Source organism: Rhodococcus sp. P4_F5 (genome assembly GCF_056401315.1).
Map to the genome: position 1 here is coordinate 1 of NZ_JBFUJP010000020.1, position 14,780 is coordinate 14,780.

Genomic DNA, 14,780 nt, shown 5'->3' on the forward strand with positions numbered 1-14,780 from the left:
GACACTTCACCTCCCGCCCGCCCAGCGCGCGCCGCCCGCCCCGCCAAGACCCGTGCCGAGGGCCAGTGGGCCCTCGGCTACCGCGAGCCCCTGAACGCCAACGAGCAGGCCAAGAAGGACGACAACCCGCTCAACGTCCGCGCCCGCATCGAGAACATCTACTCGAAGCAGGGCTTCGACAGCATCGACAAGTCCGACCTGCGCGGCCGGATGCGCTGGTGGGGCCTCTACACCCAGCGCGAGCAGGGCTACGACGGCACCTTCACCGGCGACGAGAACATCGACCTGCTCGAGGCCCGGTACTTCATGATGCGGGTGCGCTGCGACGCCGGCGCCCTGAACGTCGAGCAGCTGCGCACCCTCGGCGGCATCTCCACCGAGTTCGGTCGCGACACCGCCGACCTCTCCGACCGCGAGAACGTCCAGTACCACTGGATCGAGATCGAGAACGTCCCGGAGATCTGGAAGCGCCTCGAGTCCGTCGGCCTGCACACCACCGAGGCCTGCGGCGACTGCCCGCGCGTGGTGCTCGGCTCCCCGCTGGCCGGCGAGTCCCTCGACGAGGTCCTCGACGCGACCCCGGCGATCGACGAGATCGTGCGCCGCTACATCGGCAAGCCCGAGTACTCGAACCTGCCGCGCAAGTTCAAGACCGCCATCTCCGGCCAGCAGGACGTGGTGCACGAGATCAACGACGTCGCCTTCGTCGGCGTCAACCACCCCGAGCACGGCCCCGGCCTGGACCTGTGGGTCGGCGGCGGGCTGTCCACCAACCCGATGCTCGCGCAGCGCGTCGGCGCCTGGGTGCCACTCGACGAGGTGCCGGACGTGTGGGAGGCCGTGGTCTCGATCTTCCGCGACTACGGCTACCGCCGGCTGCGTTCCAAGGCGCGGCTGAAGTTCCTGATCAAGGACTGGGGCATCGAGAAGTTCCGCGAGGTGCTCGAGACCGAGTACCTGAAGCGGAAGCTGATCGACGGTCCGGCACCGGCGAAGCCGGAGCGGCCGATCGACCACATCGGCGTGCAGAAGCTGCGCAACGGGCTCAACGCGATCGGCTTCTCCCCGATCGCGGGCCGGGTGTCGGGCACCGTCCTGACCAAGGTGGCCGAGGCCGTGGCCGCCGTCGGTTCCGACCGCGTCCGCTTCACCCCGTACCAGAAGCTGATCGTGCTCGACGTGCCGGACGACAAGGTCGAATGGCTGATCGAGGAGCTCAAGCCCCTCGGCCTGCACGGGCGTCCGTCGCACTGGCGTCGAAACCTGTTGGCGTGCAGCGGCATCGAGTTCTGCAAGCTGTCGTTCACCGAGACCCGCAAGCGCTCCCAGGTGCTCGCACCGGAACTCGAGGAGCGCCTGGCGGACGTCAACGCCAACCTGGACGTGCCGATCACGGTGAACATCAACGGCTGCCCCAACTCCTGCGGCCGGTCCCAGATCGCCGACATCGGCTTCAAGGGCATGCTCGTCGACGACGGCGCGGGCAACCAGATCGAGGGCTTCCAGGTGCACCTGGGCGGCAGCCTCGGCCTCGACGCCGGCTTCGGCCGCAAGCTGCGCCAGCACAAGGTGACCAGCGAGGAGCTGGGCGACTACATCGAGCGCGTGGTGCGTCAGTTCGTCAAGCACCGCAACGAGGGCGAGCGCTTCGCCGAGTGGACCGTCCGAGCAGACGAGGAGGACCTGCGATGAGCATCGACCTTTCCAGCGCAACCGAGGACGACCTGAGGGAGCTCGCCTCGCAGGGGGCGGCGAGCCTCGACGGGGCGTCCGCGCTCGAGCTGCTGCAGTGGACCGAGGACACCTTCGGCAACGACTTCATCGTCGCGTCGAACATGCAGGACGGCGTGCTGGTGCACCTGGCGACCCAGGTGCACCCCGGCGTGGACGTGCTCTTCCTCGACACCGGCTACCACTTCGCGGAGACCATCGGCACCCGGGACGCCGTCGAGGCGGTGTACGGACCGCGGATCGTCAACGCCGCGGCCGAGGCCAGCGTCGCCGAGCAGGACGCGGCCGAGGGCAAGGACCTCTTCGCCCGGGACGCCGGCCGCTGTTGCGCGCTGCGCAAGGTGGCGCCGCTCAAGGCCACCCTGCAGAACTACCGCGCCTGGGTCACCGGGATCCGGCGGGTGGAGGCCCCGACACGGGCCAACGCGCCGCTGATCTCGTTCGACGACGCCTTCGGCCTGGTGAAGATCAACCCGATCGCCGCCTGGTCCGACGACGACATGCAGGCCTACATCGACAAGCACTCGATTCTGGTGAATCCGCTTGTCGACGAGGGCTATCCGTCCATCGGGTGCGCACCCTGCACCGCCAAGCCAGCACCCGGCTCCGATCCGCGCAGCGGACGGTGGGCCGGCCAGTCCAAGACAGAATGCGGGTTGCACGCCTCATGACTGCTGAATTGACCGACATCCGACCGCTTCTCGACGGCGCCTCCTTCGACACACTGGACGCGCTCGAGTCCGAGGCCATCCACATCTTCCGGGAGGTGGCCGGCGAGTTCGAACGCCCGGTGATCCTCTTCTCCGGCGGCAAGGACTCCACGGTGCTGCTGCACCTGGCGATCAAGGCCTTCTGGCCCGCGCCGGTGCCGTTCGCGCTGCTGCACGTCGACACCGGGCACAACCTGCAGGAGGTGCTGGACTTCCGCGACCACGTCGTCGCCAAGTACAACCTGCGCCTGCACGTGGCCAAGGTGGAGGACTACCTCGCCGACGGCCGGCTCACCGAGCGGCCGGACGGCATCCGGAACCCGCTGCAGACCGTGCCGCTGCTCGACGCGATCGCCGAGAACCGCTTCGACGCGGTCTTCGGCGGTGCCCGACGCGACGAGGAGCGGGCCCGCGCGAAGGAGCGGATCTTCTCGCTGCGCAACTCCTTCGGGCAGTGGGACCCGAAGAAGCAGCGTCCGGAGCTGTGGAACCTGTACAACGGGCGGCACTCCCCCGGCGAGCAGGTCCGGGTGTTCCCGCTGAGCAACTTCACCGAGCTCGACATCTGGCGGTACATCGCCCGCGACAACGTCGAGCTCGCCAGCATCTACTACGCCCACCAGCGCCCGGTCTACCAGCGCGACGGCATGTGGATGACCCCCGGCGTGTGGGGCGGACCCGCCGAAAACGAAGAGCTGCAGACGCTCTCGGTGCGCTACCGCACCGTCGGCGACGGCTCGACCACCGGCGCGGTGCTGTCCGAGGCAGCCGACAACGAGGCGATCCTCGCCGAGGTCGCCGCGTCCCGACTGACCGAACGCGGCGCCACCCGAGGCGACGACCGAGTTTCCGAGGCGGCCATGGAAGACCGCAAGCGAGAGGGCTACTTCTGATGAGCGACCTGTTGAGGCTCGCTACCGCGGGCAGCGTCGACGACGGCAAGTCCACCCTGGTGGGCCGGCTGTTGTACGACACCAAATCCGTGCTCGCCGACCAGATCGACGCCGTCACCCGGGCCTCGGTGGACCGCGGCCTGGACACCCCGGACCTGTCGCTGCTGGTCGACGGCCTGCGTGCCGAGCGTGAGCAGGGCATCACCATCGACGTGGCGTACCGCTACTTCGCGACGCCCAACCGCACGTTCGTCCTCGCCGACACCCCGGGCCACGTGCAGTACACCCGCAACACGGTCTCCGGCGCGTCCACCGCGCAGCTGGTGATCCTGCTGGTGGACGCGCGCAAGGGCGTCATCTCGCAGACCCGCAAGCACGCGGCGGTGCTCGCCCTGCTGGGCGTGCCGCGACTGGTGCTGGCGGTCAACAAGATCGACCTCGTCGAGGATCCGGCCCAGGTGTTCGCGGACATCTGCGCCGAGTTCACGTCGCTGACCTCGTCGCTGGGCTGGGCGGCCGAGGACGTCGTGGAGATCCCGGTCTCGGCGCTGCACGGCGACAACGTCGCGGTGCGCTCGGAGAACACCCCGTACTACGACGGCCCCACCCTGATCGAGCACCTCGAGTCGATCCCGGTGGACGCCGAACCGCACCGGGTGGGCCTGCGCTTCCCCGTGCAGTACGTGATCCGGCCGCGCACCGCCGAGTTCCCCGACTACCGCGGCTACGCCGGTCAGGTCGCCGCCGGGTCGGTCACACCGGGCGACGACGTCGTGGTGCTGCCCTCGGGCATCCGCACCACGGTGACCCGCATCGACACCGCCGACGGCGAGCTCGACTCCGCGCACGCGGGCCGCAGCGTCACGCTGATCCTCGCCGACGACGTCGACATCTCGCGCGGCGACACCATCGCCTCCCCGCAGGACGCGCCGGAGCCGATCGGCGAGTTCGACGCCACCGTGTGCTGGCTCGCGGAGAAGCCGCTGCGCCCCGGTGCCCGGCTGCTGCTCAAGCACGGCACCCGCACCACGCAGGCGATCGTGGGCTCCATCGTGGAGCGGTTCGACGAGCAGGACCTCACCACCGAGGCGAACCCGGACACGCTCGCGCTCAACGAGATCGGCAAGATCTCGGTGCGCGTCGCGGAGCCGATCGTGGCGGACGACTACCGCCTCAACCGGCACACCGGCAGCTTCCTGCTGATCGACCCCGCGGGCGGCAACACGCTGGCCGCGGGCCTGGTCGGCGACGCCATCGCGGCCATCGAGCTCGGCGAGCGCGTCTAGCGATGTCCTCGACGCCGGCCGTCCCGCTGATCGCTGTCGCCCACGGCAGCCGCGACCCCCGCTCCGCGCGGGCGGTCGCGGCCGCCGTGGCGGCGATCCGCGCCCGGCGACCGGACCTGGACGTGCGGCTGTGTTTCCTGGACCTGTCCGCGCCGTCGGTGGACCAGACGATCGACACGGTGGCGGTGCAGGGGCACTCGGCCGCCGTGGTGGTTCCCCTGCTGCTCGGCCGGGCGTTCCACGCCCGGGTGGACCTGCCGGGCCTGCTCGCCGCCGCCGCGTTGCGGCACCCGGGCCTGGACCTGGTGCAGGCCGAGGTGCTCGGCGACGACGACCGCCTGGTCGAGGCGGTCCGCGACCGGGCGGTGGCCGCGGGGGCCACGCTCGGTGACCCCGAGGTCGGCGTGGTCCTGGCGGCGGTCGGCTCGTCGTCCGAGACGGCCAACGCGCGGACCGCGGCGATCGGCCCCCGGCTGCTGGCCGGCACCGGGTGGTCCGGCGTGGCGACCTGCTTCGCCACCGCCGGACCCGCACTGCCGGAGGCGGTCTCGCGCCTGCGGTCACGGGGCGCCGGCAAGATCGTGATCGCGCCCTGGTTCCTGGCGCCCGGCCTGCTCACCGACCGCATCGACGCGACCGCCGACGTGCACGCCCCGGATGCGTTGCGCGCCGACGTGATCGGTGCGCATCCGCTGCTGGCCGAGGTGGCCCTGGACCGTTACCGCGCCGGCGCCGCGGACCTGTTCACCGCGGTCCGCACCGAACTCTCCGCCTGACCCGCCAGGGGCTCAGAGCAGTTCGGCCCGCAACTGCGCCGCCGACTTCGGCGAGAGCAGCCCGGGCGCCACGTCGTAGACGGTCTGCGCACCGATCTGCCCGGCGGCGTTCATCCGGTGCACCGCGCGCGCGTAGGCGGTGAGGACGCTGGCCGTGAACTCGGGGTTGCTGCCCAGGTTGAGGCTGTACTCGACGACCTGCCGGTTGCCCGCGCCGGTGTCGCCGCTGCGGATCACGAATCCGCCGTGCGGCATCCCCGCATGGTCGCGTGCCAGGACGTCGGCGTCGACGAAGTGCACGGCGGTGTCGTACTCGTCGAAGTAGTCGGGCATCGTCACGATCGACTTGCGCACCACGTCGGCGTCGGCGCCCTCCGCGAGCACCACGAAGCACTCGCGGACGTGCTTCTGCCGGGTGGTCAACGTCGGCCGGGTGCCGCTGCGCACCTCGGCGATGGCGTCCGCGGACGGCAGCGTGTACTGCACGGCGGCCGCGACGCCCGGCACCCGGCGTACCGCGTCGGAATGCCCCTGGCTGACTCCGCGGCCCCAGAACGTGTAGGTCTCGCCCACCGGCAGGATGGCCTCACCGTAGACCCGGTTGATCGAGAACAGGCCCGGGTCCCAGCCGGTGGAGATCAGCGCCGTCCGGCCGGCGGCGCGGGCGGGGGCGTCCACCGCGGCGTGGTACTCGGGAATGCGGGCATGGGTGTCGAAGCTGTCGACCGTGTTGAACCGGGCGGCCAGTTCCGGGCCCTGCTCCGGCAGGTCGGACTTCGAGCCGCCGCACAGGATCAGCACGTCGACCTCGTCCTCGTGCCCGGCCAGCGCGTCCCAGCCGAACACCCGGGTGCCCGGCAGCTGCGGCGTCACCGTCGCCGGGTCACGCCGGGTGAACACCCCCACGAGGGTCATGTCCGGGTTGGCCGCGACCGCGGACTCGACTCCTCGACCGAGATTTCCGTAACCCGCGATGCCGATCCGGATCTGTGCGCTCACTGCTCGTGCCTCCTGACGGCAGACGGCCGTCGTCTGTCCGCCGACCCACGCTACCGAGCGGGTCGACGACCACCCCGCCCACCTCACAGCACCGAGCGGGACCCTGTGAGGTATGGCCGTCGCGGTGAGCACCCGCCCCGCCCGAGCCCCGATTGCCTCTGGCGTACGCCGTCGAACTGGCAGAGACTGGAGTCGAGGCAAAAGGAGACTCCACGATGACCACAGCACCGATCCGACACGGAATCGTGGCAGGCATCGACGGATCGGACAGCGCAATGGACGCCGCACGATGGGCCGCGGGAGCCGCCCAACGGTTCGACGAGCCGCTCCACCTGGCCCATCTGCTGCCCAAGACGCCGAAATCTGCCGACGGCACGTCCACCGAACCCGAGGAGAAGCTGGACGACCAGCTGCTGGCCGAGGGCGACGAACTGCTCGACGCGGCCGAGAAGGCGGTCCGCGAGGCCAACCCCGACGTCGTCGTCGAGCGTAGCGTCAAGCACGGACCACCGGCCCGCGGGCTGGTGGACCTGTCCCGGACCGCGCGGATGCTGGTGCTCGGCCGGGCCGGGACCACCGAGATGCAGTCGGTCTTCCTCGGCTCGGACGTCATCCGCGTGGCGAACAACGCCAAGTGCCCCGTGGCCGTCTGGCGCGGGACCCATGCCCCCGACGACACCGCCTCGCGTCCCGTCGTGGTGGGGGTGGACGGCAGCAAGCTCAGCGACCTGGCGGTGGCCCACGCCTTCGAATTCGCGGCCTTCTTCGAGGTCCCGCTGATCGCCGTGCACTGCTGGCGGGAGGTCGCCGGCTTCGGCGGCTACTCCGAGGCCAGGCGGTTCTCCGATCTCGAGGTCCACGAGCAGCGCAGCGACGCCCGCCTGGCCGAGCGCCTGGCGGGGTGGGGCGAGCGGTACCCCGACGTGAAGGTCACCCGCAGCGTGGAGCGGGTCGGCCCGAACGTCGCGCTGCTCGAGCACACGGAGGAGGCCCAGCTGGTGGTCGTGGGCAGTCACGGACGCAACCCGTTCGTCGCCTCGCTGATCGGCTCGACCAGCCAGAGCCTGATCCACCACGCGTTGTGCCCGGTGCTGGTCTGCCGCGAGGGGTGAGGGCGCCGGTGTGACGTCCGACATGCTTCCTTTACCTCAACCCGAGTTGAGGTCCTAGCGTTGGTGGCGCGAGATCGACACGACAACGGACGCCTCGTCCGCACCGTCTGATCACCCCTCGCCGGCCCCCTCGAAAGGATCCCCATGTCGAACTACGTGCTGCCCGAACTCGACTACGACTACTCGGCGCTCGAGCCCCACATCTCCGGCGAGATCATGGAGTTGCACCACGGCAAGCACCACGCCGCCTACGTCGCCGGCGCCAACACCGCACTCGAGCAGCTCGCCGAGGCCCGCGAGGACGGCACCATCGCCACGAAGGCGCCGCTGCTGAGCAAGAACCTCGCCTTCCACCTCGGGGGCCACACCAACCACTCGATCTTCTGGAAGAACCTCTCGCCGAACGGCGGTGACCGGCCGACCGGCGAACTGGCCGCCGCGATCGACTCCGACTTCGGTTCGTTCGACAAGTTCGTCGCCCACTTCACCGCGGTCGCCAACACCCTGCAGGGCTCCGGCTGGGCGGTGCTGGCGTGGGACGCGATCGGCCGGCGACTGGTCGTCGAGCAGCTCACCGACCAGCAGGGCAACATCAGCATCGGGATCACCCCCGTGCTCATGCTCGACATGTGGGAGCACGCCTTCTACCTGCAGTACCGCAACGTCAAGGCCGACTACGTCAAGGCCTACTGGAACGTCGTGAACTGGGCCGACGTGGCCGAGCGCTTCGCGGCCGCCACCGCCTAGGCACTGCGTGCCTGTGCGCCTTTCCGGTGGCTGGCGCGACCAGAAAGGCGCACGGGCCGCGTAGCCGCCTCAGGACGGGATGTCGGGGATCAACGTGGCGCGGGCGTAGACGGTCTCGCCCTCCTGCAGCTGCAGCGCCTCGCTGTCGCCGCGGGTCACCTGCGCGGCGAACAGGTCGCCGGTGGCCGCGTTGCGCAGCTCCACCCGCACCTCGAACCCGAGGTGCACCACCCGCTCGACCGTGGCGCGGGTGACGCCCGCGGACTCCGCCGTGCCGGCCTTCTGCGCGACCGCCATGCTCGGGTCGCGCCCGACGCGGATGTCGTGCGGCCGGACCAGCTGGCCGTTGAGCTTGGCCACCGGCCCGAGGAACGACATCACGAAGTGGTTCGCCGGCCGGTCGTAGAGGTCCCGCGGGGTCCCGACCTGCTCGATCCGCCCCTTGTTGAGCACCGCGATCCGGTCGGCGACGTCGAGCGCCTCCTCCTGGTCGTGGGTGACCAGCACGGTGGTCACGTGCACCTCGTCGTGCAGGCGCCGCAACCAGGTCCGCAGGTCCTCGCGCACCTTGGCGTCGAGCGCGCCGAACGGCTCGTCGAGCAGCAGCACCTGCGGGTCCACCGCCAGCGCACGGGCCAGCGCCATCCGCTGACGCTGACCACCCGACAGCTGCGCCGGGTAGCGGTGCTGGAACCCGTCGAGACCGACGATCTCGAGCAGGTCGTTGACCTTCTTGGTGATCTCGTTCTTCGGCCGCTTGCGGATCTTCAGGCCGAACGCGACGTTGTCCCGCACCGTCATGTGCTTGAACGCCGCGTAGTGCTGGAAGACGAACCCGATGTCCCGCTTCTGCGGCGGCACCCCGGTCACGTCCTTGCCGGCGATGGTGATGGTGCCGCCGTCCGGGTTCTCCAGGCCGGCGATCGACCGCAGCAGCGTCGACTTCCCCGAGCCCGACGGCCCCAGCAGCGCGGTCAGCGACCCGGCCGGGATCTCCWGGGTCAGGTCGTCCAGCGCGGCGAAGTCGCCGTAGTTCTTTCGCGCCCCGATCACGGAGATCATGCGTTGCTCCTCTTGCGGTCCAGCAGCGTCATCAGCAGCAGCGTCACCAGGGCGATGCCCATCAGCAGTGTCGCCGCGCAGTACGCGCCGTAGGTGTTGTGGTCGTCGATGTAGCGCGAGTGCACCAGCAGCGTCAGGGTCTGGGAGACGCCCGGGAACCCGGACGAGACCATGATCACCGCGCCGAACTCGCCGAGCGCGCGGGCCACGGTGAGCACCACGCCGTAGGTCAGTCCCCACCGGATCGCCGGCAGCGTGATCCGCCAGAACGTCTGCCACTTGGACGCCCCGAGGGTGGCCGCGGCCTGTTCCTGCTCGTCGCCGATCTCGTGCAGCACCGGTTCGACCTCACGCACCACGAACGGCAGCGTGACGAAGATGGTCGCCAGGACCATGCCGGGCAGGCCGAAGATGACCTGGAACCCCCACGAGTCGAGCGCACCGAACCAGCCGTTGACGCCCCACAGCAGGATCAGCGAGACGCCGACCACGATCGGGGACACCGCGAACGGCAGGTCCACCAGCGCCTGCATCAGTCCGCGGCCGGGGAACCGGCCCCGGACCAGCGCCAGCGCCGTGACCACGCCGAACGCCACGTTGATCGGCACCACGATGGCCACGATCAGCAGCGACAGGTTCAGCGCCGAGATGGCCGCCGGGGTGGAGATCGCCTCGATGAACGAGGCGATGCCGCGCTCGAAGGTGCGCCACAGGATCACCATGATCGGCACCAGCAGCAGCATGAACAGGTAGCCGAGCGCGACCACCCGCATGCTCAGCCGGGCCGGGGTCGAGACGTTCACTGGGAATGCTCCTGACGTCGCTGGTTACGGCCGGCCACCACACGCAGCACGAGCAGCGTCAGGAACGAGATCGCCAGCAACGCCACCGAGATCGCGGCGGCGTCGACCGGCCGRTCGATCTCGATKCGCTGCTGGATCAGCTGCGAGGCCATCTGCGTCTCGTGCGGGATGTTGCCGCCGATCAGGACCACCGAGCCGTACTCGCCGATGGCCCGGGCGAACGCCAGCCCCGCGCCGCCGATCATCGCCGGGGCGAGCGTCGGCAGCACCACCTTCCGGAAGATCGTCAGGTTGCTCGCGCCGAGCGACGCCGCGGCCTGCTCGACGTCCCGGTCGAGTTCGATCAGCACCGGCTGCACCGACCGGACGACGAACGGCAGCGTCACGAACGCCAGCGCCACCACCAGGCCGGGCTGGGTCGCGTTGAGCTCGATGTGCACCGGGCTGTTCGGGCCGTACAGCGAGAGCAGCACGATGCTCGCCACGATCGTCGGCAGCGCGAACGGCAGGTCGATCAGCGCGTTGACAATGCGCTTGCCGGGGAACTCGTCGCGCACCAGCACCCACGCGATCAGGGTGCCCATCACCACGTTGATCAGGGCCACCACCACGGACACGCCGATGGTGATCCGCAGCGACGACAGCGCCGCCGGGCTGGTGACCGCCTCCCAGAAGCCGGCCAGTCCGTCCTCGAGCGAGGTCACCGTCAGCGCCGCGAGCGGCAGCAGCACGATGACGCTGAGCCAGAGCATCGCCACGCCGATGCCGAGCGGGCCGACGGTGCCGGTGACCGAGGACCAGCCGCGGCGCCGCCGGGCCTTCGGCGCGGGCGCCGGGCCGGACGCGACGTCGGCGGCCGACGGGGAGCCGATCTGGGACACCGCTCCCCCCGTCGCCGTGTCGGTCGCACTCGTCACGGTCAGGCTACTTGCTGACGCCGTCATAGATCCTCGCGATCGTTCCGGAATCCTTCTTGAACAGGGATTCGTCGATGGTCTTCCAGCCGCCCAGGTCCGCGACCGTCCACAGCTTCGCCGGGGCCGGGAAGTCCGCGGCGAACTCGGCCGCGACCGCGGGGTCGACCGGGCGGAAGCCGGACTCGGCCCAGAGCTTCTGCGCCTCGGGGGTGAACAGGAAGTCCTTGAACGCGGTCGCCTGCTCGGGGTTCTTGCTGTTCTCCAGCACCGCAACCGGGTTCTCGATCTTGAAGGTCGTCGGCGGGGTGACGTGCTCGACGGGGTCGCCGTTGCGCTCGGCGAAGAGTGCCTCGTTCTCGTAGCTCAGCAGCACGTCGCCGCGGCCCTGCAGGAACGTCTCCGTCGCCTCGCGGCCGGACTTCGGCTGCACCTTCACGTGGTCGGTGACCAGTGCGTTGACGTAGTCGAGTCCGGCCTGCGGGTTCGCGCCGCCGTCGCTCTTGGCCGCGTAGGGGGCCAGCAGGTTCCACTTCGCCGACCCGGAGCTGAACGGGTTCGGGGTGATCACCTCGAGGCCCGGCGCCAGCAGGTCGTCCCAGTCCTTGATGCCCTTGGGGTTGCCCTCGCGCACCACGATGGTGACCACCGAGCCGAACGGAATGCCGTGGTATGCATCGGCATTCCAGTCCTCGCTCACCAGGCCGGCATCGACGAGCCGGGTGATGTCCGGCTCGACGGAGAAGTTGACGACGTCGGCCGGCGCCCCGTCCTTGACCTTGCGGGACTGGTCGCCCGACGCCCCGTAGGACGGCTGGACCCGCACGTCCTTGCCCGCCTCCGTCTGCTGGAAGGCGGGGACCACCGCGTCGAAACCGACCTTGGGCACCGCGTACGCGAACAGGTTGATGGTGGTCGCGTCGCCGTCGGCGCCGGACTCACCGCCGATCACGTCGGAGGAACCGCCGCTGCATGCGGTCAGGGCCACCGTCGCGGCGGTGAGGACCGCGGTGAGGAGGAGTCCGGGACGGGTGACACGTGAGCGAATGCTCATGAGGGTTGTGCCTTTCACGACTGCGCCACGAGGGCGAGAGGATTCGTCGATCACAGACCACACGAACGCCACGCCCGGGCGGGCGTGGTGTCGGGGTGACCGAGGAGAAAGAGAGAAAGGTGCCCACTGACGTGGGGCGAACCGGCCGCGGCGTCAGCCGCAGGGCAGGGACGTCAACAACAGTCGATGTCGGCGACCGCAAGCATGCCGACAGCGATCAACGCCAACTCATGGCGGACCTGGTGCACGACAGTTGCAGACACGCGGGTGAATCTATCAGAGCCCGCGGCCCGGCTCGAACCGAGCCGCGGACACGGGGGCTAGCGGGTCAGCAGCCAGCCGACCAGGACCAAGAGGATCAGCGCGATCAGCGCGAGGGTCACTCGTGAACGGGGCATCAGTGCTCACCTCCGACCACGGTCGGGGCCGGCACCGGCGCACGGTCACGACCGAGCAGCGCGAATACCCGGGCGAGCACCAGATCGAATCCGCGGGCGATGCCGAAGGCCGCCGGCAGCACCACGCCCATCACCAGCAACAGCTGCGGGACGTACGGCAGGCCGATGAGCCACAGCTCGGCTCCGTCCCACCAACTGGCGATCTGATTCACGGACCCACCCTATCGTCCGGCTCCCGGGTGGACGCCCGCGCCCGGCGGGCAGATGATGAGCTGATGGGAACCTCCGAGGACGCCGAGCTCCCCGCCAACCTGCCCGCCGTCGTCGACTCGACGCACCGCAGCACCTTCCCGCCGATCGACGACTACGCGTTCCTCTCCGACTGCGAGAGCACCTGCCTGATCTCCCGCAGCGGCGCCGTCGAGTGGATGTGCCTGCCGCGCCCGGACTCCCCCAGCGTGTTCGGGGCCGTCCTGGACCGCAGCGCCGGGCACTTCCGGATCGGGCCCTACGGGCAGAACGTGCCGGCCGCGCGGCGGTACCTGCCGGGCGGCCTGATCGTCGAGACCACCTGGCAGACCGAGACCGGCTGGCTGGTGGTCCGCGACGCCCTGGTGATGGGTCCGTGGCACAACAACACCCACCGCTCCCGCACCCACAAGCGCACCCCGACCGACTGGGACGCCGAACACATACTGCTGCGCACCGTCAAGTGCGTGAGCGGGACGGTCGAGCTGGAGATGAGCTGCGAGCCCGCCTTCGACTACCACCGGTCCACCGCACGCTGGGAGTACACCGGCAAGGTGTACGAGGAGGCCACCGCGACCTGCGAGGCCAGCGCGCTCGGCGAGCAGCCGACGCTGCGGGTGACGACCAACCTCAAGCTCGGGCTCGAGGGCCGCGAGGCCCGGGCCCGCACCCGGATGTTCGAGGGCGACAACGTCTTCGTCGCCCTGACCTGGGCCGACCAGCCGATGCCGACGACCTTCGAGGAGGCCGCGGACAAGATGTGGAAGACCGCCGAGTGCTGGCGGCAGTGGATCAACATCGGCCGCTTCCCCGACCACCCGTGGCGGGGCTACCTGCAGCGCAGCGCCCTGACCCTCAAGGGGCTCACCTACGCGCCCACCGGTGCCCTGCTCGCCGCGTCGACCACGTCCCTGCCGGAAACCCCCGGGGGCGAACGGAACTGGGACTACCGCTACGCGTGGGTCCGGGACTCCACCTTCGCCCTGTGGGGCCTGTACACCCTGGGCCTGGACCGGGAGGCCAACGACTTCTTCGCGTTCATCTCCGACGTCTCGCAGTCCGACGACGGGCATCCGAACCCGTTGCAGGTGATGTACGGCATCGGCGGCGAGCACTCCCTCGAGGAGCAGGAGCTCAGCCACCTGTCCGGCTACGACGGCGCCCGTCCGGTGCGGATCGGCAACGGCGCGTACACCCAGGACCAGCACGACATCTGGGGCACCATGCTGGACTCGGTGTACCTGCACGTCCGCTCCCGCGACCAGGTGCCGGACGCGCTGTGGCCGCTGCTCAAACGCCAGGTCGAGGAGGCGATCAAGCACTGGCGCAAGCCCGACCGCGGCATCTGGGAGGTGCGCGGCGAACCGCAGCACTTCACCACCTCCAAGCTGATGTGCTGGGTGGCCCTCGACCGCGGTGTCAAGCTCGCCACCCTGCACGGGGAGAAGTCGTACGCCCGGCAGTGGTCCGAGATCGCCGAAGAGATCCGGGCCGACATCCTCGAGCACGGCGTGGACGAACGCGGCGTGTTCACCCAGCGATACGGGCACCCGTCGCTGGACGCGTCGCTGCTGCTGGTCCCGCTGCTGCGGTTCCTGCCGGCCGACGACCACCGGGTCCGCGCGACCGTGCTGTCCATCGCCGACGAGCTGACGGAGGGTGGGCTGGTGCTGCGGTACCGGGTCGACACCACCGACGACGGGCTCTCCGGCGACGAGGGCACGTTCACCATCTGCTCGTTCTGGCTGGTGTCCGCGCTGGTCGAGATCGGCGAGCTGCCCCGCGCCAAGCGGCTGTGCGAGCGTCTGCTCGGCTACGCCAGCCCGCTGAAGCTGTACGCGGAGGAGATCGACGCCCGCACCGGCCGGCATCTCGGCAACTTCCCGCAGGCGTTCACGCACCTGGCGCTGATCAACGCCGTCGTGCACGTGATCCGAGCCGAGGAGTCCGCCGCCTCCGGCACCTTCCAGCCCGCGCACTCCCCCACGTAGGCCTCCGCCCTCCCTCCGCCGTTCCCCAATGTCACATTGGGTGCCCCGGGGTCAC

General features: G+C 70.1%; 15 protein-coding genes. 8 read left to right on the plus strand and 7 right to left on the minus strand.

The window, feature by feature from the left end; all coding sequences use genetic code 11:
* The 5 genes from AC1DU4_RS10715 to AC1DU4_RS10735 form a co-directional block, all read left to right on the plus strand.
* Positions 1–1,692: nitrite/sulfite reductase (locus AC1DU4_RS10715; protein WP_477839647.1), on the plus strand; the 1,692-nt coding region annotated here is incomplete at its 5' end.
* The gene (locus AC1DU4_RS10720; protein WP_477839649.1) at positions 1,689–2,402 is read left to right on the plus strand and encodes a phosphoadenylyl-sulfate reductase; all 714 of its coding nucleotides are present in this window, start codon (positions 1,689–1,691) and stop codon (positions 2,400–2,402) included. The genes AC1DU4_RS10715 and AC1DU4_RS10720, both read left to right, overlap by 4 nt.
* On the plus strand, positions 2,399–3,334 hold the full coding sequence (gene cysD, locus AC1DU4_RS10725) for a sulfate adenylyltransferase subunit CysD (protein ID WP_072845879.1): 936 nt from the start codon (positions 2,399–2,401) through the stop codon (positions 3,332–3,334). The genes AC1DU4_RS10720 and cysD overlap by 4 nt, the downstream gene beginning before the upstream one ends.
* Positions 3,334–4,620 carry a sulfate adenylyltransferase subunit 1 gene (locus tag AC1DU4_RS10730; protein WP_477839652.1) on the plus strand — a complete coding sequence of 429 codons (1,287 nt, stop codon included), beginning with the start codon at positions 3,334–3,336 and terminating at the stop codon, positions 4,618–4,620. The genes cysD and AC1DU4_RS10730 overlap by 1 nt, the downstream gene beginning before the upstream one ends.
* 2 nt (positions 4,621–4,622) lie before the next feature.
* Positions 4,623–5,396, plus strand: a complete 774-nt coding sequence (locus AC1DU4_RS10735) for a sirohydrochlorin chelatase (RefSeq protein WP_477839654.1) — start codon at positions 4,623–4,625, stop codon at positions 5,394–5,396.
* 12 nt (positions 5,397–5,408) lie between these two features.
* Here the strand turns inward: AC1DU4_RS10735 and AC1DU4_RS10740 are convergent, their stop codons facing one another.
* Entirely contained in the window at positions 5,409–6,395 is a 987-nt protein-coding gene (locus AC1DU4_RS10740; RefSeq protein WP_477839656.1) for a diaminopimelate dehydrogenase, read from the minus strand.
* Positions 6,396–6,610: 215 nt separating this feature from the next.
* Between AC1DU4_RS10740 and AC1DU4_RS10745 the strand changes: the two genes are divergently transcribed.
* Both AC1DU4_RS10745 and AC1DU4_RS10750 read left to right on the plus strand, forming a co-directional pair.
* Positions 6,611–7,507 carry a universal stress protein gene (locus AC1DU4_RS10745; RefSeq protein WP_477839657.1) on the plus strand — a complete coding sequence of 299 codons (897 nt, stop codon included), beginning with the start codon at positions 6,611–6,613 and terminating at the stop codon, positions 7,505–7,507.
* A 144-nt stretch (positions 7,508–7,651) separates the two neighbouring features.
* The gene (locus AC1DU4_RS10750; RefSeq protein ID WP_477839659.1) at positions 7,652–8,254 is read left to right on the plus strand and encodes a superoxide dismutase; all 603 of its coding nucleotides are present in this window, start codon (positions 7,652–7,654) and stop codon (positions 8,252–8,254) included.
* Between the two features lie 69 nt (positions 8,255–8,323).
* On the opposite strand, the gene AC1DU4_RS10755 is transcribed toward AC1DU4_RS10750, so the two are convergent.
* The 6 genes from AC1DU4_RS10755 to AC1DU4_RS10780 form a co-directional block, all read right to left on the minus strand.
* Positions 8,324–9,316, minus strand: a complete 993-nt coding sequence (locus AC1DU4_RS10755) for a sulfate/molybdate ABC transporter ATP-binding protein (protein WP_477839661.1) — start codon at positions 9,314–9,316, stop codon at positions 8,324–8,326.
* Positions 9,313–10,089: a sulfate ABC transporter permease subunit CysW gene (cysW, locus tag AC1DU4_RS10760; RefSeq protein ID WP_092776183.1), complete on the minus strand. Its 777-nt coding sequence runs from the start codon at positions 10,087–10,089 to the stop codon at positions 9,313–9,315. Before cysW ends, AC1DU4_RS10755 begins: the two co-directional genes overlap by 4 nt.
* Before the next feature lie 26 nt (positions 10,090–10,115).
* Positions 10,116–10,991: a sulfate ABC transporter permease subunit CysT gene (gene cysT / locus AC1DU4_RS10765; RefSeq protein WP_245709384.1), complete on the minus strand. Its 876-nt coding sequence runs from the start codon at positions 10,989–10,991 to the stop codon at positions 10,116–10,118.
* Positions 10,992–11,043: 52 nt separating this feature from the next.
* Complete coding sequence (locus AC1DU4_RS10770; protein WP_477839663.1) at positions 11,044–12,087, minus strand: sulfate ABC transporter substrate-binding protein; 1,044 nt, start codon at positions 12,085–12,087, stop codon at positions 11,044–11,046.
* A 173-nt stretch (positions 12,088–12,260) separates the two neighbouring features.
* Entirely contained in the window at positions 12,261–12,350 is a 90-nt protein-coding gene (locus AC1DU4_RS10775) for an Ms4533A family Cys-rich leader peptide (protein ID WP_425439070.1), read from the minus strand.
* 134 nt (positions 12,351–12,484) lie between these two features.
* Entirely contained in the window at positions 12,485–12,697 is a 213-nt protein-coding gene (locus AC1DU4_RS10780) for a hypothetical protein (RefSeq protein ID WP_477839665.1), read from the minus strand.
* A 63-nt stretch (positions 12,698–12,760) separates the two neighbouring features.
* Between AC1DU4_RS10780 and AC1DU4_RS10785 the strand changes: the two genes are divergently transcribed.
* Positions 12,761–14,725 carry a glycoside hydrolase family 15 protein gene (locus tag AC1DU4_RS10785; protein ID WP_477839667.1) on the plus strand — a complete coding sequence of 655 codons (1,965 nt, stop codon included), beginning with the start codon at positions 12,761–12,763 and terminating at the stop codon, positions 14,723–14,725.
* Positions 14,726–14,780: the final 55 nt, after the last annotated feature.